Here is a 24,030-nt window from a genome sequence, read left to right on the forward strand (position 1 = left end):
GCCATTTTACGAGAATGCCTGTCAATCCCGATCACGCGATCCAACCGCCCGCTCCTGTCCTGCTCGAACGCACCTTCGCGCTCGCGGACGAAGCCGCCACGCACGCGTTCGGCGAGCGCTTCGCGCAGGCGATCGAAAGCGTGCGCCTGATGTATCGGGAAACGCGGCAAAGCGTGACGCAATCAGCGCTGCAATCAGCGCCCCGCCCCGCCCCGGGCACGGATGGCGACGCGGCATTCCACGGGCTGCAAGTGCAACTGGCCGGCGACCTCGGCGCCGGCAAAACCACGCTCGTGCGCGCGACCTTGCGCGGCCTGGGCCATACCGGCCGCGTGCGCAGTCCCACCTACACACTCGTGGAACCTTATGTGCTCGAGCGACCCGCAGGGGAACTCGCGCTCTACCACTTCGATCTTTACAGGTTCACCGATCCGGCCGAATGGGCCGATGCAGGCTTTCGCGAATATTTCGACAGCGGCGCGATCTGCCTTGTCGAATGGCCGCAACGCGCGGGGGCCCTGCTCGGCGTGCCGGATCTTGTCTTCTCGCTGGAGTTGGACAGCGAGGGTGACGGCCGCGTACTCGTCGCGCGGGCATACAGCGAATCAGGAAAGGCATGTCTCGAAAGATGTTGATCAAACCGTTCCGCTCGATCGAATCGGCGGCTACCGCAACGCATAACTGGCGGCGCCGGCAGATTCTGCAGGCAGGCGCGTCCACGCTCTTGCTCGGTCTCGTCGCGCCGCGTCTCGCGCACGCCAGCTCGGTGCTCGGCGTGCGGGTCTGGCCCGCACGCGACTACACGCGCGTGACGATCGAATCCGATCAGCCTTTGCAGAACACGCAGCAGCTATTGCAGGGACCGGACCGGCTGGTGGTCGATCTGAGCGGGCTCGATCTCGATCAGGCGCTGAAGGATCTCGTCTCGAAGATCACGCCGAACGATCCGCAGATATCGTCGGTGCGGGTCGGGCAATATCAGCCGCATGTGGTGCGCATGGTGTTCGACCTGAAGGGCTCGGTGAAGCCGCAGGTGTTCACGCTGCCGCCGGTCGGCGCGTACCGGTACCGGCTGGTGTTCGACCTGTATCCCGAGGTCGCCCCTGATCCGTTGATGGATCTGCTCGCGCAGACGGAGCGCAAGCAACAGACGCTGAACGAAGAAAACAGCGCACCGCCCGCCACGCTGAGCGGCCCCGCCACGACGCCGCCCACCGTCGACAACAGCGAGGCGTTCTTCGAGCGCTATGCGCAGAACGGCGGCGGCAACGCCGCGCCAGGCGTGCCGCGTGCGCCGTCGCATAGCCTGCCGACGCCCACCGCGCCGATCATTGCCGGCAAACCGGCAACACCGCTCGCGCCGCCCACCGCGATGGCACGCAACAAGGGGGCCAACAGCGGTGTCAACAGCAGCGCCAACAGCGCGCGCAGTCTGGAGAACGACGATACCGGCAGCGACGAAACCTACGCGTTCAGCACGCCGAAATCCAGCAAGAGCAACACGGTGCGTCTGCTGACGGTGACAATCGATCCGGGTCATGGCGGCGAAGACCCGGGCGCGATCGGGGGCTCGGGCACATACGAGAAGCACGTCGCGCTCGATATTGCGAAGAAGCTGCGCGCGAAGATCGACGCGCAACCGAACATGCGCGCGATGATGACGCGCGACGCCGACTTCTTCGTGCCGCTGAACGTGCGCGTGCAGAAGGCGCGGCGCGTCGGCGCGGACCTGTTCGTGTCGATCCACGCGGACGCGTTCACCACGCCCGAGGCGAAGGGCTCGTCGGTGTTCGCGTTGTCCGAGCACGGCGCGTCGAGTGCGGCGGCGCGCTGGATGGCGAACAAGGAAAACTCGTCGGATCAGATCGGCGGAATCAACATCAAGTCCGCCGACGCCACCGTCAATCGCGCGCTGTTCGACATGTCGACCACCGCGCAGATTCGCGACTCGATGCGCTACGGCGACTTCGTGCTGAAGGAAATCGGCGGCATCAACAAGCTGCACAAGGGCTCGGTCGAACAGGCGGGCTTCGCGGTGCTGAAGGCGCCGGACATTCCGTCGATCCTCGTGGAGACCGCGTTCATCAGCAACCCGGACGAGGAGCGCCGTCTGAATGACGATGCGTATCGCGACAAGATGGCCGACGCGATCATGAACGGCATCAAGCGCTATTTCGCGGCGAATCCGCCACTGGCGAAAAACCGCATGACGTGATGTATCCGCGTGCGATGCAACAAAGAACGGCCGCGCGATGCGGCCGTTTTGCTGTTTGCTCTACGCTGTCGCTGTCGCTGCCCACACTCGGCTGTCCGCCTCCCGCACGCGCGAGCGCCGAGCGCTGAGCACTGAGCACTGAGCGACGAGGCTCAACGCGCCGGCATCAGCCGCTGCACCACCCAGCCGCCGAACACGTTCACGGCGAGCCCCGCCATCACCAGCGCCGCGCCGGCGATCTCCATCACCGACAGTTGCTCATCGAGCAACAGCGACGCCGACGCCAACCCGACGATCGGCACCAGCAACGAAAACGGCGCAACCTGGCTTGCCGGATAGCGTGACAGCAGGCGGCTCCACAAGCTGTAGCCGAGCAGCGTCGCGACAAAGGCCAGATACACGATGGCGAAAATCGACATCGCGCTGATGCCCGACAGCGCCGCCGCGATCTTCTGCGGTCCTTCGAACAGATACGACGCCGCGAAAAACGGCAGCGGCGGAATCAGGCTACCCCACACCACCAGCCCAACCAGATCGACCCTGCCGACCTTCTTCGTGACAATGTTGCCGAGCGCCCACATGCACGCCGCGCACAGCGTGAGCGCAAAACCAGCCAACGTCATCGCATGGCCGCCCTGCGCGCCGATTACCGCGAGCCCGGCCGCCGCAATAAGCAAGCCTGCGATGTTCGGCAAGTGGAAGCGCTCATGCAGGAACAGCGCCGCGAAAATCAGCGTGAAAAAAGCCTGCGCCTGCAGGACCAGCGACGCCAGTCCCGCCGGCATGCCGACGTACATCGCCGAGAACAGGAACGCGAACTGCCCGAACGAGATCGTCGCGCCATATGCCAATAGCCAGCGCCGTGCCAGCTTCGGCCGCTTGACGAAAAACACCGCCGGCAGCGCGGCGAGCGTAAAGCGCAACGCGCCGAGCAGCATCGGCGGCACGCCATGCAGGCCCACCTTGATCACCACGAAATTGACGCCCCATGCGACCACGACCACCAGCGCGAGCAGCAGATCCCTCGGCGACATCCCTGCCTCCAGTTGATTGTTCGATCCGGCAGTTTAACGGAGCCAGCCGCGCGACGTCAGCGCGCGCTGCGCATCCGCGCTAGGCCGGCACACCGGTGCGCCGATGCGCAGCGAAAGGTCGGCATGACGTGCCGCGCAGTAGAATCGGTCCAGAGAGCCCCATCTTCACTCACCATCCCAGCCGAGCCTGCCCATGACATCCTCGATCAAAGCCGTCCTCAAACCGCATCTGCGCGACGTCGGCAGTCTGACCGTGCGGCGTGTGCTGCCCGCCATGGCGGCGCGCCTGATAGGCCCGTTCATCTTCTTCGACCATATGGGTCCCGCCACGCTCGAATCCGGTGTCGGTCTCGATGTGCGCCCGCATCCGCACATCGGCCTCGCCACCGTGACCTATCTGTTCGAAGGCGCGATCATGCATCGTGACAGCCTCGGCTCGGCACAGAAGATCGTCCCCGGCGACGTCAACTGGATGACGGCGGGGCGCGGCATCGTGCACTCCGAGCGCACGCCCGCCGAGGACCGCGCGAGTCGCAATATCATCCATGGCATCCAGACCTGGGTCGCGCTGCCGCTCGCGGATGAAGACATCGAGCCGTCGTTCGCGCACCACGCCGCCGACACGCTGCCGGTCGTCGAGCGCAACGGCGTGCAGTTGCGCGTGATCGCGGGCACGGCCTTCGGGGCGGTGTCGCCGGTCACGACGTTCTCGGGCACGCTGTACGTCGCCGCGCAGTTCGCGCCGGGCAGCGCGTTCGCGCTCGAACCGGAACACGAGGAACGCGGCGTCTATCTGGTGGACGGCGATCTGGAGATCGACGGCGCGACGCTCGAAGCCGGCCAGATGGCGGTGCTCGCGCTCGACGAAACGGTCACGCTCGCCAGCACGCATGGCGCGCGGGTAATGCTGCTCGGCGGCGAGAAACTGGACGGCGAGCGCTTTATCGAGTGGAATTTCGTCGCCAGTTCGCGGGCGAAGATCGAAGCCGCCAAGCTCGCATGGACCCATCAGGAGATGGGCAAGGTGCCGGGCGAGACCGAATGGATCCCGCTGCCGCCGCGCAAATGAAACGCGGCGCGCCCGCGCCTGCATTGAATTCGCGCAGGCCGGCCCCAACTAGTCACAAACCGTTTTATCGACGAGGACGCAATGGACACCACTCTGGCCACTTTCGAACAGGACGTCATCACGGCGTCGACCCTGGCCCCCGTGCTGGTCGATTTCTGGGCGCCGTGGTGCGGCCCCTGCAAAAGCCTCGGCCCGATGCTCGAAAAGCTCGAAGCCGAAGCCGCCGGCAAATGGAAGCTGGTGAAGGTCAACGTGGACGAGAACCAGGAACTGGCCGGCCACTTCCAGGTGCGCAGCATTCCGCACGTGATCGCGTTCGCCGACGGCCGGCCGGTCGATCAGTTCGTCGGCGTATTGCCTGAAGGTCAGCTGCGCGAGTTTATCGAGCGGCTGGTGCCGCAAGGCGCGGATGGCGCGCGCATCGAAGCGCAGACCGCGCTTGCCGAAGGCCGGCGCGACGATGCCTATGACGCGCTGCAGGCCGCCCTCGCCTACGACCCGGGCTTCGACGAAGCGCGCATGGACCGCATCGAAATGCTGCTCGAAGACAACCGCATCGACGAAGCGCGCAATGAAGTCGACCTGCTGTCGCCGAAAACGACGCAAGGCATCGACGCTCGCTTCAACAAGATCAAGACGCGCCTCGACGCGGTGGATGCCGCCGCCGACCTGCCGCCGACGGACGCACTCGAAGCCCGCGTCGCCGCCAACCCGGACGACCTGGACGCGCGCTTCGATCTGGCCAGCGCGCTGATCGCGCGCCACAAATACGCGCAGGCGCTCGAACATCTGCTGGCGATCGTGCAGCGCGATCGCGCGTTCCGTGACGATATCGGCCGCAAGATGATGTTGTCGGTATTCGACCTGGCCGCGCATCAGCCGGAGCTGGTGTCGCATTGGCGGCGCAAGCTGAGCGCGTCGTTGTTCTGAGGTCGTTCTGATCTGCGGCGGGTTCAGGCACGGCCGCGGCAACTGCGGCTATCGTGTCTGAATCCGCGCGGCATGCCTGCGATGAACAGGCGTCGGCTGCGCGTTGCACATGCCGCGCATTTTCCGCGGCAGCTAGCACGTCAAGCCGTCGCCTGTTTCGCCAGCACCCGCAACACGTGCGCGGCCGCCGCAAAACCGAAGCTCGCGGTCACGCACACGCTCGAACCAAATCCCGCACAGTTCAAACCGACCGGCCCCGTGTGACCCGGCGATGTACTCACGTGCTCGGCTTGCTGGTCGATATCGCAGACGGCGGCCTCCGGGTAGATCAGCGGCTCGTCCGAATACACCGCGCTCACTTTGAACTTCGCTTTGGGGCCGCGCGGAAAACCGTGCTGCTTACGCAGCTGCCCACGCACTTTCGACAACAACGGGTCCTGGATCGTCAACGCGAGATCGTCGATGCGAATGCGCGTCGGGTCGAGCTGGCCACCCGCGCCGCCCACGGTGATCAACGGCTGCTTGCGCTCGACGCACCATGCGATCAACGCGGTCTTCGTGCGCACGCTGTCGATCGCGTCGATCACATAGTCGAAGCCAGCGCCGAGCGTCGCCGCAAAATTATCCGGCTCGACAAAGTCTTCGATCAGCCGCACCTCGCAAGCCGGATTGATCGCCGCGATGCGCTCGGCCATCGCTTCGACTTTCGGTTTTCCGTAGTTGCCGTCGAGCGCGTGGATCTGCCGGTTGGTGTTGCTTTCGGCAACATTGTCCAGATCGATCAGCGTCAGTGCGCCGATCGCGCTGCGCGCAAGCGCCTCCGCCACCCACGACCCCACCCCGCCGATACCGATCACCGCGACGTGCGCGCGTTCGAACGCGGCGAGCGCCGGCGCGCCGTACAAGCGGGCGATACCGCCGAAGCGCCGCGTGCGGTCGGCGGTTTCACTCCCGTCGAGGCTGGTAGTAAGATCAGTTTGCGCGGTGGTGCTGAACATGATGAAGGCTCGTTGAAAACAGGCAAAACAGAAAGTAGCGACGCGCACGCATGCGCAGCCCGTATTTTGCCTGAACGCGTCCATCCGCATCGCCGTCGACCATCCAGCGGCATGCGATGCAAGCATCGCACCGCGGGCGCTGCCGCTGGCGCGCGGCGCGCCACCTTGATCTGCTCGCGCGCAAAAAATTAAGGCCTTGGCTATACTTGCTGCACTGTAGCGTTCGCATAAGAACATGACCTCACTCGCCGAACTTCGAAAAAATTATTCGCTGGGTTCTTTGGACGTTGGCGATGTCGACCGCAATCCGTTTCGCCAGTTCGACAAGTGGTTTCAACAGGCCGTCGACGCCAAACTGCCCGAGCCGAACACCATGACGCTGGCCACGGTCGACCCGCGCGGCCGGCCGTCGGCGCGCATCGTGCTGATCAAGGGCGTCGACGAGCGCGGGTTCGTATTTTTCACCAACTACGAAAGCCGCAAGGGCCGCGAGCTGGCCGCCAATCCGTACGCAAGCCTGCTGTTCTACTGGATCGAGCTCGAACGCCAGGTGCGCATCGAGGGCCGCATCGTCAAAACCAGTGCGGCGGAAAGCGATGCGTACTTCGCGTCGCGTCCGCTCGATTCACGCATCGGCGCGTGGGCGTCGAACCAGAGTCAGGTGATTGAAAGTCGCTCGCAACTCGAAACACGCGAACGCGAAATCAGCCTGCAATACGGCGATCAACCACCGCGCCCGCCGCACTGGGGCGGCTATCGTTTGGTCCCCGAAGCAATCGAATTCTGGCAGGGGCGGCCATCGCGCCTGCACGACCGTTTGCTCTATACGCGCGCAAGCGAAGGTGCCACCTGGCTCATCTCCCGCCTTTCGCCTTGAACCGGAACATAACGTCGGCCGCGCTGCCAACCCAGCGGCGCGTGCCGGCAGGATTGCGTCGTGGCATGGGAGTTGCGCCACGCTAAACGCGATCGACACGAGCTTTGCTTTAATTCAACGAACACGGAGAGATCACATGTTCTGGGAGAAAAAGCTGGCGCAGTGGGTGGAAGATGTAAAAGCCAAGGTCAATCTGCCGGCACGCCTCGTGCTGTGGGATGGTCAGCAACATGACTTCGGGCAATTCGCCGCCCCTCAGGTCACGCTACATGTCAAAAGCGCCACGGCGCTGCCCTATCTGCTCGAACCGAGTCTGGACAATCTCGGCGAAGCGTACGTGAAGGGCAAGATCGACATCGAAGGCAAGTTATCTGACATCATCAACGTCAGCTACCAGCTGGCACGCAATACCGTGACCAGCGCAAGCAAGCTGGCGCGCGTACGGCGTTACTTCAATCATTCGAAAACGTCGGACAAGAAGGCGATCCAGTACCACTACGACGTGTCGAACGAGTTCTACGAGCTGTGGCTCGACGAGAACATGGTCTACTCGTGTGCGTACTTCGAGAACGGCGACGAAGATCTCGCCACCGCGCAACTCAAGAAAATCGACCACATCCTCACCAAGATCCAGGTGCGGCCCGGGCAGCGTCTGCTCGACATCGGCTGCGGCTGGGGTGCATTGGTGCTGCGCGCGGCGCAGAAATTCGGTGCGAAGTGCGTGGGCGTGACGCTCTCGCAGAACCAGTTCGATCTCGCCACCGCACGCGTGAAAGCCGCGGGCCTCGAAGGCCAGATCGAGATTCGCCTGCAGGATTACCGCGACGTCGAAGGGCAATTCGACCGCATCACTAGCGTCGGCATGTTTGAGCACGTCGGCCGCAAGAATCTGCCGGGCTACTTCGAAAAAATCCACAGCCTGCTGACCGACGACGGCATTGCGATGAACCACGGCATCACGTCGAGCGATTCGGACAGCGGCGAAACCGCGCTCGGCGGCGGCGAGTTCATCGACCGCTATGTGTTCCCGGACGGCGAGCTGCCGCACATCGGCCTGGCGCTCGAATCGATGCAGCGCGGCGGGCTCGAAGCGGTTGACGTCGAAAGCCTGCGCCGTCACTATGCGCACACGCTGGACCTGTGGGCGGAAAATTTCGAGGCGCGGGCCGAAGAAGCCCGCAAGCTGGTCGACGACGAAAAATTCCGCATCTGGCGCGTGTACCTCGCCGGCTGCGCGTACGCGTTCGAATCCGACGATGTCTCGATCTACCAGGTGGTGTGCCGCAAAGCCGGCCGCAGCGCGAAAACCTTGCCGTGGTCGCGTCGCTACATGTACGAGAAACCGCTGTGATCCGGTTGCGCCGCGGCGCCGTGCGTGAACGGACCGACGCGGCGCAACTTTGAACAGCAAGGTCGGACATCGATGGGCCAGAGCGGGACAAACGAAACTGAACAGCCGGCGAGCGGCAAGCGTGACGACACCGGCGACGCAACCGTGCAGTTCGATCTGTTCGGCGCGCCAGTGCAACCGGTTCCGGCATCCGTGCCGTCGAACGCCGACGCTCGCGGTGAGAAAGCACGGCAGGCGCCTGGCGGAAGCAGAACCGAAAGAAGAACCGACAGCGCAAGCGAGACTGCACTGTCAAGCGCGGAAGCTCATGCAACAGCCGACGCCCCTGCGCAATCCAGGCGCAAACATCCACCGCGCGCAAAAGAACAGGCCGCCTCGCTGTGGCAAGAAGACTACGCACCTGACAGCGCGGCGCCGCTAGCCGCTCCCAGCGAAACCGCGCCCACTCCCGCCGACACCCCGAAAAAACGCCGCAGCCGCGAGATCCTCGCCGCGCCGCCATCGGCTGAACTGCTCGCGCTGGCAGCCGACTTGCCGCCGCAGATCCACCTCGGCACCTCGACCTGGTCGTTTCCGGGCTGGAACGGGATCGTCTACGGCGACGAGTACAGCAACAGCAAACTTTCGCGCGACGGACTCACCGCCTATGGTGCGCATCCGCTGCTGAAGACGGTCAGCATCGACCGGTCGTTTTATCAGGCGCTGTCGGTCACCGAATATTTGCGCTACGCGCAGCAGGTGCCCGAGCATTTCCGCTTCATCGTCAAAGCGCCGATGACGATCACCGACGCTACCGTGCGCGCCGAACGTGGCGAACCGGTGTTGCTGAATCCGTGTTTCCTGAACGCGCAAATGGCGATCGACGAGTTCGTCACACCGTGCCTCGAAGGGCTCGGTGCCAAGGCGGGCGCGCTGGTGTTCCAGCTTTCGCCGCTGCCGGACCAACTGCTCGCGCAGCCGGCGGTGTTCATCGAACGCCTCGCCGAATTCCTGATGGCATTGCCGAAACTGCCGCAGCCCACCTGCTATGCGATCGAGATCCGCGACGCGAGCCTGCTCACGCCGCGCTTCATCCGCACGCTGAAAACAGCGGGCGTGCGGTATTGCGTCGGGATCCATGCACGGATGCCAGACCCGCTGCGCCAGGCCGCGGCGCTCGCACTGCTGGACGGCGAGCCGGCGGGGCCGCTGATCGTGCGCTGGAGTCTGCACGGCGGCTTCAAATACGAGCAGGCGAAGGCCAGGTACGAGCCGTTCAACCAGCTGGTCGATCAAGACCCAGCGACGCGCGCATCGCTCGCCGAACTGGCCGCGCGCTATGCGCTTGCCGGCCAGCCGGTGGTGATCGCGATCAACAACAAAGCGGAAGGTTCAGCGCCGCTCAGTTGCGTGGAGCTGGCGCGAGCGATTATCGAAGCGTATGCGCGTCAGGCTTACGAGCGCGAGCATGAGCATGACGATGAACCGAAGCCGCCGGATATGACCGGGCAACCGGACGAGCCCGGCCACTAGCAAGCTATCGGCGAAACCGGCAACAAAGTGGCCTGAGCGGATTGAGCAGCATGGCGGTGCTTCAATGCGGGACATCTTTCCGCCGGTTGTTGCGTCGCACCCGCAGCGCACCGACAATCAAGCCGCGAGCTACGGGCACAGCGCGATCCAATGCGGCGCGCGCCATAAGATGCTCGGCCGCCCAGCCCGCAGTCAAGCCGCAAGCCGCGGCACAACGCGATGCAACGCGGCGCGCGGCAATCACAACGCGTCCTCAGCCCGCCTTGATCCGATGCGCGAACTTCTGACGAAACTTCGCCACCTTCGGCGCCACCACGAATGAGCAGTACCCCTGATGCGGATGCTGCGCAAAATAGTTCTGGTGATACGCCTCGGCCGGCCAGTAGTTGTCGTCGAGCGGTAATACGTCGGTGACGATCTGCCCGTCGTAGATCTCCTGCTCGGTGATCTCGCGGATCGCCTGCAACGCCGCCTCGCGCTGCGCGTCGGAATGCGTGAAGATCACCGACCGGTACTGCGTGCCGACATCGTTGCCCTGGCGGTTCAGCTGCGTCGGATCGTGGATCGCGAAAAAAATATCGAGAACCTCGCGATAGCTGATCTTCGCCGGATCGAAGTCGACCTTCACCACTTCGGCATGACCCGTTTCGCCATCACACACCTGTTCGTAGGTTGGATGGCCGGTCTGCCCGCCCGCATAGCCCGACTCGACCGAGTTCACACCGTCGACACCGAGATACACCGCTTCGAGACACCAGAAACATCCGCCACCGAGGGTGGCGACTTCGCCTGTCTGACTCATGCTGCTCGCTCCTTGATACTGATAATCGGCCGATGCCCGTCCCGCTGCGTCGCAATGCTCATGCCACCGTCGAGACTTTCCAGCTTAGCGGGTTTTTCAGTGACCGGCGGAGGTTACGGCCGGTGCGCCGTGATTGCAGTTAAAATTGCGATCAATCAACGATTTTCACTATGACTTTCGAATCATTTGTTTCCGCCCACGCACGCGACGGGTTCATGCCGGCTTTGACCCGGCTGATGGCAGGGGTCAGTGCCCGATGAAGCACGCCAGCCCGCCCAACTTCGACCAGGCCGCGTTCAGGCAGGCGCTCAGCCAGTTCGCCACCGGCGTCACCGTCATTACGACGCGTGCGGCATCCGGCCAATTGATCGGCATCACGGCCAGCTCGTTTAACTCGGTATCGCTCGATCCGCCGCTGGTGCTGTGGAGCCTCGCCACCCGCTCGGCGTCGATGCCGGTGTTCCGCGCCAACAGTCACTACGTGGTCAATGTGCTGGCCGCGTCGCAGCTCGATTTGTGCCAACGCTTCGCGACCGTCAAGGGCGACCGCTTCGAAGGCGTATCGCATGCGGAAGGCGACACCGGCATGCCGGTGCTCGACGGCGCGCTCGCCTGGTTCGAATGCCATAACCGCAGCCGCTACGACGAGGGCGACCACGTGATTTTCGTCGGCGAAGTGGAACGCTGCGGCCTGCATGAACGCGCGGCGGAGATCTCGCCGCTGGTGTTTCAGCACGGCAAATTTCACGGCATCAAACCGCTCTGAGCGCCCCGCCGCGATGCGCTCGCGGCACAAAGCCGCACAAAGCAGCACAAAGCGGCACGGTGGCCGGCCAACCAGCCAGCCAATCAAAGCCACTCAGCGTTCGCCATGCGATGCGCCGTGTCCGCCGGACTTCTTTACCAGCGATACCGGCACACCCGAATCTTCCTTCAAGGTCTGCAGCACGATATTCGAGCGAATATCCATCACGCCTGGCGCCTTGTACAAACGCTGCAGCACGAAATCCGAATAGTGTTTGAGGTTGTGCGCGAGCACCCGCAGCAGGTAATGGGTCTCGCCAGTCACGACGAACGCGCCGACCACTTCCGGCCAGTCTCGCACCGCCTCGGCAAAGCGCTCGTGCCAGTTCGCCTGGTCGTTGCGCATGGACACCTGCACGAAGGCTTCCAGCTCGAAACCCAACACCTCGCGGTTCAGACACGCGCGGTAGTGTTCAATCACGCCCTGCTCCTCCAGTAGACGCAGACGTCGCAGGCAGGCTGATGGCGAGAGCGAGATGCGCTCCGCCAGATCGAGATTACTGATCCGTCCTTCTTGCTGAAGCACCGTCAAGATACGGCAATCGGTGGCGTCGAGCGAGATCGCGTTCATATTCGGTCTCCCTTTCCCGTTTGACTCAAATTATGTTCCAAGACACGGCGTAGAAGGAGATTTTTTCGCAATCACATTCTGCGCCAAGCCACCTATCATTTGCGGATAGACACACTTCACCAAACGAGATATGCCGACACTCTGGGACATCACCCCCGCCATCGATACCGCCACGCCGGTCTGGCCAGGCGATACGCCGGTCAGTATCGAGCGGGTGTGGCGCATGGAGGCGGGCTCGCCGGTCAACGTGGCGCGGCTGACGCTGTCGCCGCATACCGGCGCCCATACCGACGCCCCGTTGCACTACGACGCCGAGGGCGCGGCGATCGGCAACGTGCCGCTCGACGCCTACCTCGGTCGATGCCGGGTGATTCATTGCATCGGCGCATCGCCTGTTGTGATGCCACAACACCTGGCCGGTTCGCTCGACGGCCTGCCGCCGCGAGTCTTACTGCGCACTTACAGAACCGCGCCGACCACCCGTTGGGACAACGGATTCTGCGCAGTCGCGCCTGACACGATCGACCTGCTCGCAACGCGTGGCGTGAAGCTGGTCGGCATCGACACGCCGTCGCTCGATCCGCAGGAATCGAAAACGATGGACGCTCACCACCGGATTCGCGCGCACCGGATGGCGATTCTGGAAGGCATCGTGCTGGATGCCGTCGCCGCCGGCGACTACGAACTGATCGCGCTGCCGCTCAAGCTGACCACGCTCGACGCGAGCCCGGTGCGCGCAGTGTTGCGCGCGCTGTCCGAGCCGCGTTGACCTCACCGATATCACCCTGATCTGACCGACGGAACCACCATGAACCACCGTGAAGAAGCATTGGCGCTCGACCGCGCCGATCCGCTCGCAGCACTGCGCGACCAGTTCGCGCTGTCGCCGGCCACCATCTATCTGGACGGCAATTCGCTCGGCGTGCCGCCGGCCGCCGCCGCGCAACGCGCGCAAAGCGTGATCGCCGCCGAATGGGGCGAAGGCCTGATCCGCAGCTGGAATAGCGCCGGCTGGTTCGCGCTGCCGCGGCGCCTCGGCAACAAGCTCGCGCCGTTGATCGGCGCGGCCGACGACGAAGTGGTCGTCACCGATACGATTTCGATCAACCTGTTCAAGCTGCTGTCCGCCGCTCTGCGGTTGGCGAATGCGCGCGATCCGAAGCGTCGCGTGATCGTTTCCGAACGCTCGAATTTCCCGACCGATCTGTACATCGCGCAAGGACTGATCGAGCAGCTCGACCGCGGCTATGAACTGCGCCTCGTCGACGATCCGTCCGAGCTGCCCGCGGCGATCGGCGACGACACCGCTGTCGCGATGATCACGCACGTGAACTACCGCACCGGCTACATGCACGACATGGCTGCGGTGACGAAGCTGATCCACGACCAAGGCGCGCTCGCGCTGTGGGATCTCGCGCATTCGGCAGGCGCGGTGCCGGTCGATCTGAATGGCGTCGGCGCGGACTACGCGGTCGGCTGCACGTACAAGTACCTGAACGGCGGTCCGGGTTCACCGGCGTTCGTCTGGGTGGCGAAGCGCCATCAAAACGAGTTTGCGCAGCCGCTGTCCGGCTGGTGGGGGCATCGCGCGCCCTTCAACATGGACCCGGCGTATCAGCCCGACAACGGCATCGGCCGCTTCCTGTGCGGCACGCAACCGATGGTGTCGATGGCGCTGGTCGAATGCGGGCTCGACGTGTTCCTGCAGACCGACATGCAGGCGATCCGCAAGAAGTCGCTGGCGTTGACCGATCTGTTCATCGAACTGGTCGAAGCGCGTTGCCGCGAGTTTCCGCTCAAGCTCGTCACGCCGCGCACGCACGCACAGCGCGGCTCGCATGCGAGCTTCGAACATCCGCACGGCTACGAGGTGATGCAGGCGTTGATCGCACGCGGCGTGATCGGCGACTATCGAGAACCGCATGTGTTGCGCTTCGGCTTTACCCCGCTCTACACGCGCTTCGTCGATGTATGGGATGCCGTAGAGACCTTGCGTGACGTGCTCACGCGAGAGAGCTGGCGGGCGCCCGAATTCGCCGCACGCGGCGCAGTGACCTGAGGAGCGCGCCATGACCGATCATATGCAAACGCCGGGTTTGCCGGACGAGTCGGCGACCCAGGGATGTCCGTTTGGGCATGGGCGCGTAGCCGCGTCGGCTGCGTCCTCTCTCGCTGTGACGCAGCCAGACGATGCCGCCGGCACAGGCTGGCATGACGCGCAGCTCGACTTTTCGGAATCGATGAGTTACGGCGACTACCTGTCGCTCGGGACGGTGCTGCATGCGCAGCATCCGCTATCGCCCGATCACAACGAGATGCTTTTCATCATCCAGCATCAGACCAGCGAGTTGTGGATGAAGCTCGCGCTGTACGAGCTGCGCGCCGCGCTGAAAGCGGTGCATCGCGATGAGTTGCCGCCCGCGTTCAAGATGCTCGCACGCGTATCGCGGATCATGGAGCAGCTGGTGCAGGCGTGGAGCGTGCTCGCGACGATGACGCCCTCCGAGTACACCGCGATGCGGCCTTATCTGGGCAGCTCGTCCGGGTTCCAGTCTTATCAGTATCGGCAAATCGAGTTCTTGCTCGGCAACAAGAACGAGCTGATGCTGAAACCGCATGCGCACCGCGCCGATATATACGCCGAAGTGCAGGCCTCGCTCGAAGCGCCTTCTTTCTATGACGAAGTCGTGAAGTTACTCGCGCGCCGCGGGTTTGCGATTTCAGCTTCGCGGCTGCAGCGGGACTGGACCCAGCCGACCACGCACGATGCGTCGGTCGAAGCGGCCTGGCTGGAGGTGTATCGCAATCCGTCGCAGCATTGGGAGTTGTACGAGATGGCCGAAGAACTGGTCGATCTCGAGGACGCATTTCGTCAATGGCGGTTCAGGCATGTGACGACAGTCGAGCGGATCATCGGGTTCAAGCAGGGCACCGGCGGAACGAGCGGCGCGCCCTATCTGCGCAAGATGCTGGACGTGGTTTTGTTTCCTGAGCTTTGGCATGTGAGGACGATGCTTTAGCAGGCCGCGGGTGCGGGTAGGTAGTCTTCATGATGATTGCAACCGATGCATGACCGGCTTCAAAGCCGGATACAGGTCCGTGTACACGTGGAAGCGCTGCTCGTACAACGCCATGCGCACGGCGTCGGGTTGCGCGCGTTCGACCAAGGTGGCCCAGCCGCTTTCGGCCGCTTCGCGCGAAATCAGCCCGACACCCACGGCCGCCAGTAACGCTGCACCCATCGCCGCCTCCACGTTCTGCTCAATCGTATAGACGGGATAACCGGTCACGTCCGCGATGATCTGCATCCACAAATCCGAATGTGCGGCGCCGCCTACCACGATCAAGCGGTCGTCGAGCGATTGCGCGCCTTTGCGTCCCGCTTCGATGTTGTGCTTCAGCGCAAACGACACGCCTTCCAACACCGCGCGATACAGATGTGCGCGCGTATGGAACAGGCTGAGACCGACAAACGCGCCGCTCGCCTTCGCGTCCCACACCGGACTGCGCTCACCCATCAGATACGGCAGGAACATCACGCCGTCCGAGCCCGCTGGCACATTGCCCGCGGACTCTTCGAGCAACCGGTGCGGGTCGCCATGCGGCGTCGCGCGTGCGGCCTCTGTCTCTGCGTGACAGAACTGCTCGCGATACCACGTCACCGACCCACCCGCGGTGATCGCGCCGCCGAACACATAGATATCACGCTGCCCGTTGAATACGTTAGGCATGCTGACCAATCCATGGCGCGCGTCGACGCTCTGATTGATATAGCCCCAGCACATGCTCGTGCCGATCATCGCGACATGCTGCCCGGCGCGCGTCACGCCAGCGGCGAAGGTCGCCATCGCCGCATCCACGCCGCCGGCGACGATCGCCGTACCGGCGTCGAGACCGAGCGGTCCGGTCCATTGCGACAACAACCCGCCCACCACGTCGGACGATTCGACCAGCCGCTGCGGCATCATCGTGGCGGGAATCCCGAGCATATCGAGCGCCTCGTCGGACCAATCGCGCTTCGCGATGTCGTAGATGCCGCCGATATTGCCGGCCGAACTGTGATCGACGGCCACCTCGCCGGTCAGCATGTAGATCACGTAGGCATTGGGCGGCAGGAAATAGCGCGTCTGCGCCCAGACATCGGGCTCATGGTCGCGCAACCACAACATCTTCGTGTAACCGTAGTAGCTGTCCACGCCGTTGCCGGTGATCGTATAGAGCCGTTCGAGATCGACGTTCTCGCGCACCCACTCGACCTGATCCGTCGCGCGGCGATCCATCCAGATCAGACAGGGCGCGAGCGGCCGCATCTCGCTATCGACGGGAATGCCCGAGCCGCCGTACAGACTGCTCACGCACAGCGCCTTGATCGAGTGCGCCGCGATGCCCGCCTGCTTCGCCTTGCCGACGCACGCCGCGACGCACTCCACCACCGCTTTCAACCACACCGCCGGCCATTGCTCGGCCCACAGCGGCCTGGGCGTGTCCGGCTGATAGCTCGACGCATGCTGCGCGACAATCGCGCCGTGCCGGTCGGCCAGTAGCGCCTTGGTGCTCTGCGTGCCGATATCGACGCCGATGATGTAGTTCATACAGTCTCCGTTTATGTGCTGCCCGCTGACTATGATGCGCCCTCGCCGGCATCCGCTTGCGGACTCATGCGCGTGGCTTCATCAGTACCTTGATCGAAGCAAGCGAGTTCGCGATTTCGATCGCCGCGTCTCACTCCTGCCACTCCTGCCACTCCTGCCACTCCGCCCACTCCGCCAGCGAGAAGCCGTGCATGCCCGACGCACACCGCGTCATGTTTGATGCAATGCAATACGTACAACGACGTATGTCTGCCGGTGCGGCGACGCACCGCGAGATGCCCGCTAAAACCTCGCCACGCCGCGTTGCGCCACGTCATCCCGCTGATCTCGCCTTGACTTTCGTTTCACTGGGTACGATCATTCGCTCACACACAGAGCAAATGATCCAGTCATGATGAACGCACGCTGCGAGCCGTGCGGGCGAGGATATTCAGCAACCACTTTGCATGGGATCGGAGTTGGTACTTTGCATGGGATCGGAGTAACGCGCTATGGCGCTGGAGGTAGCGCTGAAGCGCTAGCTCCGGTCGACCGCTGAGGGCCTGGAGTAAGCGCTGAAGCGCTAACTCCAGTCAGACCTCAGCATGGGACCAGCGTAAGCGCTGAAGCGCTAACGCTGGTCGACACAGGAGACACACATGACCAGCAGGCAAGACAGCGGCGCAGCCGCACACGTGATCCTGCACATCGGCGCGGGATCGTTTCATCGCGCGCATCAGGCGTGGTATCTGCATCGGTTGAATGAAGCGAAACTGCCGAGCGAACCGCATTGGTCACTGACAGTCGGCAATATCCGCAGCGACATGAACGCGGTGCTCGATGCGCTCGCCGCGCAACACGGCGTCTACACGCTCGAGACCGTCACGCCCCAAGGCCAGCGCGCGTACGAGACGATCCGTTCGATCGAACGCGTGGTGCCATGGACCAACAGCCTCGACGCGCTAATCGAAGCGGGCGCCAATCCGGCCTGCAAGATCATCGCGTTCACCGTGACCGAAGGCGGCTATTACCTCGACGAACACGACCGGCTCGACACCGCCAACGTCGACCTCGCGACCGATCTCAGCGGCGGCCACACCACCATCTACGGCGCGCTCGCGGCGATTCTCGACGCGCGCATGAAACGCGGCGCGGGTCCCGTCACGCTGCAAACCTGTGACAACCTGCGCAGCAATGGCGAGCGTTTTCATGCAGGCATGAGCGAGTTTCTCGAACGGCGCGGCGCGCAAGAACTGGCGCAATGGTTCGATGACCACACCACCAGCCCGAGTTCGATGGTCGACCGCATCACGCCACGTCCGACGCCTGACGTGCGTGAGCGCGTCAAGGCCGCTACCGGCGTCGACGACGCCTGCCCAGTGATGGGCGAAGCGTTCATCCAGTGGGTGATCGAAGACCGCTTCATCGCCGGCCGCCCGGCGTGGGAAAAGGTCGGCGCGGAACTGGTCGGCTCGGTGATGCCCTACGAGGAAGCGAAGATCCGCATTCTGAACGCGACGCATAGCTGCATCGCGTGGGCGGGCACGCTGCTCGGACTGAACTACATCCACGAGGGCACGCTCGACGCCGACATCCGCCAGTTCGCATTCGACTATGTGACCGATGACGTGATCCCGTGTCTCACGCCGAGCCCGCTCGATCTCGAACGGTATCGCGACGTGGTGCTCGAGCGCTTCAGCAATCCCTATATCCAGGACACCAACCAGCGCGTCGCGGCCGACGGTTTCTCGAAGCTGCCCGGCTTTATCGCACCGACCCTCGCGGAGTGTATCGAGCGCGGTGTCACGCCCGCGGCCACCGCGATGCTGCCCGCGCTGTTCTTCCGTTTTCTCGAACGCTGGCACGCGGGCAAGCTGCCCTACGCGTATCAGGACGGCGTGATGGACGAGCGCGTCGCGCACGGCTTCTTCGAGGCGCCCGATCCGTTGCGGGCGTTCGCGGCGGACCGGCTGCTGTGGGGCAGCCTCGCGCAGACGCCAGAACTGGAATCGGCACTCGCGGGCGCGCTGGCGCGCGTCGACGTTTGGCTGGCCGAACGCGGCGCAGTGTGAAAGCCACCGGGCTTTTCCGTCGCCTCATCGCGGTGCCAGGCTTAACGCGCATGGCACCGCGCGTCACGTGCGGCTAAAGTAGCGCATCCCTAACGACGAAGGTTTCGCGCCCATGTATCTCGGCATCGACCTCGGCACGTCCGAAGTAAAAGTCCTGCTGCTTGCGTCCACCGGGCGCGTGATCGGCACGGCAGGCTCCCCCTTTACCGTTTCGCGTCCACATCAGCGTTGGGCCGAGCAGAATCCCGAGGACTGGTGGACGGGTACACGCGCGGCGCTCGCCGCGTTGCGCGTGCGGCATCCCGACGAGTTCGCGCAGATTCGCGGCATCGGCCTGTCGGGGCAGATGCACGGCGCCGTGCTGCTGGATGCGGAGGACCGCGTGCTGCGCCCCGCGATCCTGTGGAACGACATGCGCAGCGACAAGGAATGCGCGGAGCTGACCGAGCGCGCGCCGGAGCTGCACCGCGTGGCCGGCAATCTGGCGATGCCGGGTTTCACCGCGCCGAAGCTGCTCTGGGTCGCACGCCATGAACCGGAGATTTTCGCGCGGACCGCCTGCGTGCTGCTGCCGAAAGATTACCTGCGCCTGCAACTGACCGGCGGCAAGATCTCCGATCCATCGGATGCGGCCGGCACGCTGTGGCTCGACGTCGCGAAACGCGATTGGTCCGAGTCGCTGCTCGCCGCCTGCAACATGACGCGCGCACAGATGCCGGACTTGCGCGAAGGCAGCGCGCCGGCCGGCACGCTGCTGCCTGCGGTGGCGCGCGAGTTCGGCTTGAGCGAAGAAGTGATCGTCGCGGCCGGCGGAGGCGATAACGCCACCAGCGCGATCGGCATCGGCGCGACGCAACCGGGTGACGGCTTCGTCTCGCTCGGCACGTCGGGCGTGCTTTGCGTGGTCGGCGACAGCTTCCGACCGAACCCGGCTTCCGCGGTGCACGCGTTCTGTCATGCGATTCCCGATCGCTGGCATCAGATGAGCGTGGTGTTGTCGGCGGCAAGTTGCCTGCGTTGGGTCTGCAAGCTCACCTCGACCGACGAGCCGACGCTGCTCGCCGAAATCGAAGCGCTTCCCGCCGACGCGTTGAACACCGCGCCGCTCTTTCTGCCCTATCTGTCCGGCGAACGCACGCCGCACAACGACCCGTACGCGCAAGGCGTGTTCTTCGGCATGACCCACGCGACCGATCGCGCGTTGCTCGGCTACGCGGTGCTCGAAGGCGTGACGCTTGCGCTGACCGATGGCCTCGACGCACTGCGCGCAGCCGGCACCGAAGCGAAGGTGCTGTCGCTGCTCGGCGGCGGCGCCCGCAGCGACTACTGGGCGCAATTGCTGGCGGATGCGCTCGACACCACCACCGTCAAGCACGGCGGCGGCGAAACCGGCGCGGCGCTCGGCGCGGCCCGGCTCGGCTGGTTGGCCGCGGGCGGCGAGCCAGCCACTGTGCTGACCAAGCCGCCAATCGAAAAGTCGTTCACGCCGAACCCACGCCGGCACGCCGAGCTGCGCACGCGGCTCGAAGCGTATCGCGCGCTGTACCGTCACGTGCGGCCGCTGTTCGACCCCGCGCGAGCCCCGCTCGCCTGAGCGGCCAATCGCGGCCGGTTGCCCGTCCAAGGTGGCGACCGACTGCTATCATCGGCGCACTTCAAGCGAACCGTTACCGTGCCCAAGTCCACAGAAAAACTAGATCTCGCCACGCGCGCAGCGTGGCTTTACTACGTCGCCGGCAATACCCAGAACGAAATCGCCGAGAAGCTGCAGGTCTCGCGCCCGGTTGCGCAACGGCTGGTCGCGTTCGCGGTGGAGAAGAACCTGATCCGCGTGCGCGTCGATCACAAGCTGGCCGATTGCCTGTCGCTCGCCGATCAACTGTCGAAGCGCTACGGCCTGAGCACGTGCGAAGTGGTGCCGGTCGACAGCGACACGTCCGACGAAGTCGACCGCAAGCTGGCGGTGGCCGGCGCCCAGGTGATGGAGCGCTATCTCAGCGCCGAAAAACCGATGGTGGTCGCGGTGAGCAGCGGCCGCACGCTGAAGGCCGCGGTCGATCAGATCGCGCAACTGGAGCGTCCGCAGCACCGGCTGGTGTCGATGGTCGGGGCGATCGCGCAGGACGGCTCGTCGAACCGCTACGACGTCGCGCTGCACATCTCCGAGAAGACGGGCGGCAAGTACTTCCTGTTGCCCGCGCCGCTGCTCGCCGATAGCGAGGCCGAGCGCGCGCAGTGGTGCAATCACCGGCTGTACCGGATCGTCGAGTCGCTGTCGGCGCAAGCCGATGTCGCGTTCGTCGGGATCGGCAATATCGGGCCGAAGTGTCCGCTGCACGAGGACGGCTTCATCACGTCGGCGGAGGTAAAGGAGTTGATGCAAAACGGCGCCGTCGCCGAAATGCTCGGACTGCCGATCGATGCCGCCGGCGCATCCGTCGAATCGCCGACCGGCCGGCGCGTGACGAGCATCCCGCTCGACGCGCCGCCGCGCCGCCCCACGATCGGTTTCGCGGGCGGCCTGCGCAAGCGCGAAGCGCTGATCGCGGTGCTCAAGGGCGGCTGGCTGTCGGGACTGGTGACTGACGAGTTGTGCGCGCGGGCGGCGTTGGAAGCGTAGGCCCGTTGGCTTCGTTTTCGGCTTCGTTTTCGGCTTCGTTTTCGACTTAACGCCTGATGAATGTGGCAAGGGCAAGCGGCACACCGGCGCCCTACACCAGGGGCAAACCTTCGGTGATGATGATCCGGTAATCGCCGCCTTTCAGCCGCGTCTCGCTGACGGCCTGGTACGCCGGACTGCGATACCACGCAAGCGCTTCGTCATAGCCGGTGAACTCGAGAATCAGGATGTCCTCGATCGCCGGCCCCTCCACCACTTCCTTGCGCCCGTGGCTCGCCAGCATCATCACCGGATGCTGCTCGAAGGTGGCGGGCGCGATCTGTTTGTATTCTTCGAGTTTGGCGGGATCGAGCGTTTTCTCGCGCGTGATGACGACATAGGCGGGCATGAACGTTTCCTGACCGTGTTTGAACGGAAAGCGGCGCGCCCGCCGCTTTCCCGATCGTCACGCGGCCAGCACTTCAACGATCTTACGCTGGAATGCTTTCCCTTCGCTGTCGAACAGATGGCAATGCTCGGGCGTCGCGCCGAGCTTTTGCGTATCGCCCCTCGCGTGCCGTTCGAGCGGCGGAATCCGCGCGATCAGGCCGTCCGGCGCAACGCTCGATTCCGCATACAGATAGGCCGCGTCGCCGAGCGATTCGACCGCCATCGTGCGGGCCGCGATGCCGTCCTCGGTGGTGCCCACGTGCAGGTGTTCGGGACGAATGCCGACCGTGACCTTGTCGTCCTGCCTGACCGCGCCGGGCTCCACCGCCACGCGTTGCGTCTCGCCGGTTTCGTAGCGCACCGTGACGCCGTCGTGCGTGACCGACTGCACGATGCCTTCCATGAAGTTCATCTTCGGCGAGCCGATGAAGCCGGCGACGAAGCGGTTGGCGGGCGCGTGATACAGCATGGTCGGGCTGCCGACCTGCTCGAGATTGCCCGCCGACAAGACGACGATCTTGTCGGCCAGCGTCATCGCTTCGACCTGATCGTGCGTCACGTAGATCATCGTGGTCTTCAGATCGTCATGCAGACGCGAGAATTCGAGGCGCATTTTCACGCGCAATGCGGCATCGAGATTCGATAGCGGCTCGTCGAACAGGAACACTTTCGGCTTGCGTGTGATCGCCCGGCCGATCGCCACGCGCTGGCGCTGGCCACCGGAAAGCTGTTTGGGCTTGCGATCGAGCAGGTGGTCGATGTGCAGGATCTTCGCCGCGTTGCGCACGGCCGAGTCGATCTCCGGCTTCTTGGCGCCGGCGAGCTTCAGCCCGAACGCCATGTTGTCGTACAGGGTCATGTGCGGATAGAGCGCGTATGACTGGAACACCATCGCGATGCCGCGCTTGGCGGGCGGCACATCGTTCACGCGCGTGCCGTCGATGGTCAGATCGCCGCCGGTGATGTCCTCGAGGCCGGCGATCATCCGCATCAAGGTCGATTTGCCGCAACCGCTCGGGCCCACGAACACGACGAATTCGCCGTCCGCGATGTCGAGGTTGATGTCGCGCAGCACCTCGTTTTCGTCGTAGGCCTTTCTGATGTTACGCAGAGTTACGCTTGCCATGATGTGTCTCCGTGTAATGCCGTGTAATGCCGTGTAATGCCGTGTAGTGCCGCGGCCGTGTAGTGCCGCGGCCGTGTAGTGCTGCGGCCGTGTAGTGCTGCGGCCGTGTAGTCCCGGATGTCGCCGTCGATTGCGTGGCCGCTGCTTGCAGGGGTCGTTCAGTCTGCCTCACCTTGCGCACGCTCAGGGCGCCGCCGCCGTCGCGCTCAGCGTCCATTGTGCGACGAGATCAGGCAACTGCCGCATGTCGTCGAATACGTGACGCGCGCCGGCCGCATGCAGCCTGTCGACCTGCGCGTCGCTCGCGTGAGCGCCGCCAATGAAGCCGAACACCGTCATGCCCGCCACGCGCGCCGCCGTGACGCCCGCGACGCTGTCTTCCACCACGAGGCATGCGCGAGGCGCGAGGCCGAAGCCGTGCGCCGCCGCCACATAGACATCGGGCGCGGGCTTCGGATTGGGCACCGCGTCGGCGCAGAACAGGCGCTCGCCGAAGAACCGCACGAGACCCGTGCGGGCCAGCACGGACTCCACGTAAGGGCGGAAGCTGTTGCTCGCACAGCCTTTGACGAGCGGCACCTGGGCGAGTGCGGCCTCGATGCCTTCGACCGCCGGCGCCTGCATCGCAGCCGCTTCCACCGCCTGGCGGATCGCGTCGATGTCGTGGGCGCCGAGGCTTTTGCCGAGTTGCGTCGCGGTGCCCTGCAACACACGCTCGATGCGCAGACCGAGCAGCGGCAACAGCACCGGCTCGACGTCGGTATCGGGCCAGCGTGCTTCGAGCTCGTGCACCAGCATACGCGCCGCCACGGCTTCGCTGTCGATCAGCACGCCGTCGCAGTCGCAGATCAGCGCGAGATTGCGAACACGCGTGCCCGCCGTCACCGTCGTCATTTAACCGCCCCGAACGTGAGGCCACGGACCAACTGCTTCTGCGACAGCCAGCCGACGATCAGGATCGGCGCGACCGCAAGCAGCGAAGCGGCAGACAGCTTGGCCCAGAACAGCCCTTCGGGACTCGAATACGAAGCGATGAACACCGTCAGCGG

At 64.4% G+C, this 24,030-nt stretch carries 22 protein-coding genes and 1 pseudogene; 14 read left to right on the top strand and 9 right to left on the bottom strand.

What is annotated here, in order from left to right; translation table 11 throughout:
* Positions 1 to 14 precede the first annotated feature (14 nt).
* A complete protein-coding gene (gene tsaE, locus BN2475_RS15820; protein WP_094780450.1) occupies positions 15 to 635 on the top strand; it encodes a tRNA (adenosine(37)-N6)-threonylcarbamoyltransferase complex ATPase subunit type 1 TsaE in 621 nt (206 codons plus the stop codon).
* The gene (locus BN2475_RS15825) at positions 617 to 2,215 is read left to right on the top strand and encodes an N-acetylmuramoyl-L-alanine amidase (protein WP_094780451.1); all 1,599 of its coding nucleotides are present in this window, start codon (positions 617 to 619) and stop codon (positions 2,213 to 2,215) included. Before tsaE ends, BN2475_RS15825 begins: the two co-directional genes overlap by 19 nt.
* Positions 2,216 to 2,367: 152 nt before the next feature.
* On the opposite strand, the gene BN2475_RS15830 is transcribed toward BN2475_RS15825, so the two are convergent.
* Positions 2,368 to 3,249: an EamA family transporter gene (locus BN2475_RS15830; protein ID WP_094780452.1), complete on the bottom strand. Its 882-nt coding sequence runs from the start codon at positions 3,247 to 3,249 to the stop codon at positions 2,368 to 2,370.
* Positions 3,250 to 3,442: 193 nt separating this feature from the next.
* Here BN2475_RS15830 and BN2475_RS15835 point away from each other — a divergent pair, with 193 nt between their 5' ends.
* Complete coding sequence (locus BN2475_RS15835) at positions 3,443 to 4,318, top strand: pirin family protein (RefSeq protein WP_094780453.1); 876 nt, start codon at positions 3,443 to 3,445, stop codon at positions 4,316 to 4,318.
* An 81-nt stretch (positions 4,319 to 4,399) separates the two neighbouring features.
* The gene (gene trxA / locus BN2475_RS15840) at positions 4,400 to 5,248 is read left to right on the top strand and encodes a thioredoxin (RefSeq protein ID WP_094780454.1); all 849 of its coding nucleotides are present in this window, start codon (positions 4,400 to 4,402) and stop codon (positions 5,246 to 5,248) included.
* 140 nt (positions 5,249 to 5,388) lie between these two features.
* Here the strand turns inward: trxA and tcdA are convergent, their stop codons facing one another.
* Positions 5,389 to 6,246, bottom strand: a complete 858-nt coding sequence (gene tcdA / locus BN2475_RS15845; protein ID WP_094780455.1) for a tRNA cyclic N6-threonylcarbamoyladenosine(37) synthase TcdA — start codon at positions 6,244 to 6,246, stop codon at positions 5,389 to 5,391.
* A gap of 235 nt (positions 6,247 to 6,481) precedes the next feature.
* On the opposite strand from tcdA, the gene pdxH reads away from it, so the two are divergent.
* The 3 genes from pdxH (at position 6,482) to BN2475_RS15860 (ending at position 9,986) form a co-directional block, all read left to right on the top strand.
* Positions 6,482 to 7,123 carry a pyridoxamine 5'-phosphate oxidase gene (pdxH, locus tag BN2475_RS15850; protein ID WP_094780456.1) on the top strand — a complete coding sequence of 214 codons (642 nt, stop codon included), beginning with the start codon at positions 6,482 to 6,484 and terminating at the stop codon, positions 7,121 to 7,123.
* Positions 7,124 to 7,259: 136 nt separating this feature from the next.
* Complete coding sequence (locus tag BN2475_RS15855; RefSeq protein WP_094780457.1) at positions 7,260 to 8,474, top strand: SAM-dependent methyltransferase; 1,215 nt, start codon at positions 7,260 to 7,262, stop codon at positions 8,472 to 8,474.
* A gap of 72 nt (positions 8,475 to 8,546) precedes the next feature.
* Positions 8,547 to 9,986, top strand: a complete 1,440-nt coding sequence (locus BN2475_RS15860) for a DUF72 domain-containing protein (RefSeq protein ID WP_094780458.1) — start codon at positions 8,547 to 8,549, stop codon at positions 9,984 to 9,986.
* Positions 9,987 to 10,239: 253 nt separating this feature from the next.
* Here the strand turns inward: BN2475_RS15860 and msrA are convergent, their stop codons facing one another.
* Positions 10,240 to 10,788 carry a peptide-methionine (S)-S-oxide reductase MsrA gene (msrA, locus tag BN2475_RS15865; protein WP_094780459.1) on the bottom strand — a complete coding sequence of 183 codons (549 nt, stop codon included), beginning with the start codon at positions 10,786 to 10,788 and terminating at the stop codon, positions 10,240 to 10,242.
* Between the two features lie 256 nt (positions 10,789 to 11,044).
* Here msrA and BN2475_RS15870 point away from each other — a divergent pair, with 256 nt between their 5' ends.
* Positions 11,045 to 11,554, top strand: coding sequence for a flavin reductase family protein (locus BN2475_RS15870; protein ID WP_094780460.1), 510 nt, complete (start codon positions 11,045 to 11,047; stop codon positions 11,552 to 11,554).
* A 93-nt stretch (positions 11,555 to 11,647) separates the two neighbouring features.
* Here BN2475_RS15870 and BN2475_RS15875 read toward each other — a convergent pair whose 3' ends face one another.
* The gene (locus BN2475_RS15875) at positions 11,648 to 12,163 is read right to left on the bottom strand and encodes an Lrp/AsnC family transcriptional regulator (RefSeq protein WP_094780461.1); all 516 of its coding nucleotides are present in this window, start codon (positions 12,161 to 12,163) and stop codon (positions 11,648 to 11,650) included.
* A 130-nt stretch (positions 12,164 to 12,293) separates the two neighbouring features.
* Here BN2475_RS15875 and kynB point away from each other — a divergent pair, with 130 nt between their 5' ends.
* From kynB to kynA, 3 genes are read left to right on the top strand one after another with little or no spacing between them, the layout of a single operon-like run.
* On the top strand, positions 12,294 to 12,932 hold the full coding sequence (gene kynB / locus BN2475_RS15880) for an arylformamidase (RefSeq protein ID WP_094780462.1): 639 nt from the start codon (positions 12,294 to 12,296) through the stop codon (positions 12,930 to 12,932).
* Positions 12,933 to 12,971: 39 nt separating this feature from the next.
* Positions 12,972 to 14,222, top strand: coding sequence for a kynureninase (kynU, locus tag BN2475_RS15885; protein WP_094780463.1), 1,251 nt, complete (start codon positions 12,972 to 12,974; stop codon positions 14,220 to 14,222).
* A 10-nt stretch (positions 14,223 to 14,232) separates the two neighbouring features.
* Entirely contained in the window at positions 14,233 to 15,183 is a 951-nt protein-coding gene (gene kynA, locus BN2475_RS15890) for a tryptophan 2,3-dioxygenase (RefSeq protein ID WP_094780464.1), read from the top strand.
* Positions 15,184 to 15,210: 27 nt separating this feature from the next.
* Here kynA and BN2475_RS15895 read toward each other — a convergent pair whose 3' ends face one another.
* Positions 15,211 to 16,755 (bottom strand): FGGY-family carbohydrate kinase, encoded by a 1,545-nt coding sequence (locus tag BN2475_RS15895; protein WP_094780465.1) that lies wholly within the window; start codon positions 16,753 to 16,755, stop codon positions 15,211 to 15,213.
* Positions 16,756 to 17,393: 638 nt separating this feature from the next.
* On the opposite strand from BN2475_RS15895, the gene dalD reads away from it, so the two are divergent.
* From dalD to BN2475_RS15910, 3 genes are all read left to right on the top strand, one after another.
* Complete coding sequence (gene dalD, locus BN2475_RS15900; protein WP_094780466.1) at positions 17,394 to 18,806, top strand: D-arabinitol 4-dehydrogenase; 1,413 nt, start codon at positions 17,394 to 17,396, stop codon at positions 18,804 to 18,806.
* Positions 18,807 to 18,918: 112 nt separating this feature from the next.
* Entirely contained in the window at positions 18,919 to 20,400 is a 1,482-nt protein-coding gene (gene xylB / locus BN2475_RS15905; RefSeq protein WP_094780467.1) for a xylulokinase, read from the top strand.
* 78 nt (positions 20,401 to 20,478) lie between these two features.
* Positions 20,479 to 21,426, top strand: a complete 948-nt coding sequence (locus BN2475_RS15910; RefSeq protein WP_094780468.1) for a sugar-binding transcriptional regulator — start codon at positions 20,479 to 20,481, stop codon at positions 21,424 to 21,426.
* 91 nt (positions 21,427 to 21,517) lie between these two features.
* Here BN2475_RS15910 and BN2475_RS15915 read toward each other — a convergent pair whose 3' ends face one another.
* The 4 genes and pseudogenes from BN2475_RS15915 to BN2475_RS15930 form a co-directional block, all read right to left on the bottom strand.
* On the bottom strand, positions 21,518 to 21,814 hold the full coding sequence (locus tag BN2475_RS15915; RefSeq protein WP_094780469.1) for a DUF1330 domain-containing protein: 297 nt from the start codon (positions 21,812 to 21,814) through the stop codon (positions 21,518 to 21,520).
* Between the two features lie 57 nt (positions 21,815 to 21,871).
* Entirely contained in the window at positions 21,872 to 22,981 is a 1,110-nt protein-coding gene (locus BN2475_RS15920) for an ABC transporter ATP-binding protein (protein WP_094780470.1), read from the bottom strand.
* 183 nt (positions 22,982 to 23,164) lie between these two features.
* Positions 23,165 to 23,875: an HAD family hydrolase gene (locus BN2475_RS15925; RefSeq protein WP_094780471.1), complete on the bottom strand. Its 711-nt coding sequence runs from the start codon at positions 23,873 to 23,875 to the stop codon at positions 23,165 to 23,167.
* Positions 23,872 to 24,030: pseudogene (locus BN2475_RS15930) on the bottom strand (carbohydrate ABC transporter permease); the annotation flags it as partial. The gene BN2475_RS15925 and the pseudogene BN2475_RS15930, both read right to left, overlap by 4 nt.

Origin of the sequence: Paraburkholderia ribeironis, from assembly GCF_900019265.1 — a bacterium.
Taxonomy (GTDB): domain Bacteria; phylum Pseudomonadota; class Gammaproteobacteria; order Burkholderiales; family Burkholderiaceae; genus Paraburkholderia; species Paraburkholderia ribeironis.

Bases quoted from the DNA above. Each gene is read 5' to 3' on its own strand.
- kynU (WP_094780463.1), top strand. From the start codon at position 12,972: ATGAACCACCGTGAAGAAGCATTGGCGCTCGACCGCGCCGATCCGCTC.
- BN2475_RS15830 (WP_094780452.1), bottom strand. From the start codon at position 3,249: ATGTCGCCGAGGGATCTGCTGCTCGCGCTGGTGGTCGTGGTCGCATGG.
- xylB (WP_094780467.1), top strand. From the start codon at position 18,919: ATGTATCTCGGCATCGACCTCGGCACGTCCGAAGTAAAAGTCCTGCTG.
- trxA (WP_094780454.1), top strand. From the start codon at position 4,400: ATGGACACCACTCTGGCCACTTTCGAACAGGACGTCATCACGGCGTCG.
- BN2475_RS15860 (WP_094780458.1), top strand. From the start codon at position 8,547: ATGGGCCAGAGCGGGACAAACGAAACTGAACAGCCGGCGAGCGGCAAG.
- BN2475_RS15855 (WP_094780457.1), top strand. From the start codon at position 7,260: ATGTTCTGGGAGAAAAAGCTGGCGCAGTGGGTGGAAGATGTAAAAGCC.
- BN2475_RS15895 (WP_094780465.1), bottom strand. From the start codon at position 16,755: ATGAACTACATCATCGGCGTCGATATCGGCACGCAGAGCACCAAGGCG.
- BN2475_RS15870 (WP_094780460.1), top strand. From the start codon at position 11,045: ATGAAGCACGCCAGCCCGCCCAACTTCGACCAGGCCGCGTTCAGGCAG.
- tsaE (WP_094780450.1), top strand. From the start codon at position 15: ATGCCTGTCAATCCCGATCACGCGATCCAACCGCCCGCTCCTGTCCTG.
- tcdA (WP_094780455.1), bottom strand. From the start codon at position 6,246: ATGTTCAGCACCACCGCGCAAACTGATCTTACTACCAGCCTCGACGGG.
- BN2475_RS15875 (WP_094780461.1), bottom strand. From the start codon at position 12,163: ATGAACGCGATCTCGCTCGACGCCACCGATTGCCGTATCTTGACGGTG.
- BN2475_RS15920 (WP_094780470.1), bottom strand. From the start codon at position 22,981: ATGGCAAGCGTAACTCTGCGTAACATCAGAAAGGCCTACGACGAAAAC.
- kynA (WP_094780464.1), top strand. From the start codon at position 14,233: ATGACCGATCATATGCAAACGCCGGGTTTGCCGGACGAGTCGGCGACC.
- BN2475_RS15915 (WP_094780469.1), bottom strand. From the start codon at position 21,814: ATGCCCGCCTATGTCGTCATCACGCGCGAGAAAACGCTCGATCCCGCC.
- BN2475_RS15835 (WP_094780453.1), top strand. From the start codon at position 3,443: ATGACATCCTCGATCAAAGCCGTCCTCAAACCGCATCTGCGCGACGTC.
- BN2475_RS15825 (WP_094780451.1), top strand. From the start codon at position 617: ATGTCTCGAAAGATGTTGATCAAACCGTTCCGCTCGATCGAATCGGCG.
- kynB (WP_094780462.1), top strand. From the start codon at position 12,294: ATGCCGACACTCTGGGACATCACCCCCGCCATCGATACCGCCACGCCG.
- msrA (WP_094780459.1), bottom strand. From the start codon at position 10,788: ATGAGTCAGACAGGCGAAGTCGCCACCCTCGGTGGCGGATGTTTCTGG.
- BN2475_RS15925 (WP_094780471.1), bottom strand. From the start codon at position 23,875: ATGACGACGGTGACGGCGGGCACGCGTGTTCGCAATCTCGCGCTGATC.
- dalD (WP_094780466.1), top strand. From the start codon at position 17,394: ATGACCAGCAGGCAAGACAGCGGCGCAGCCGCACACGTGATCCTGCAC.
- pdxH (WP_094780456.1), top strand. From the start codon at position 6,482: ATGACCTCACTCGCCGAACTTCGAAAAAATTATTCGCTGGGTTCTTTG.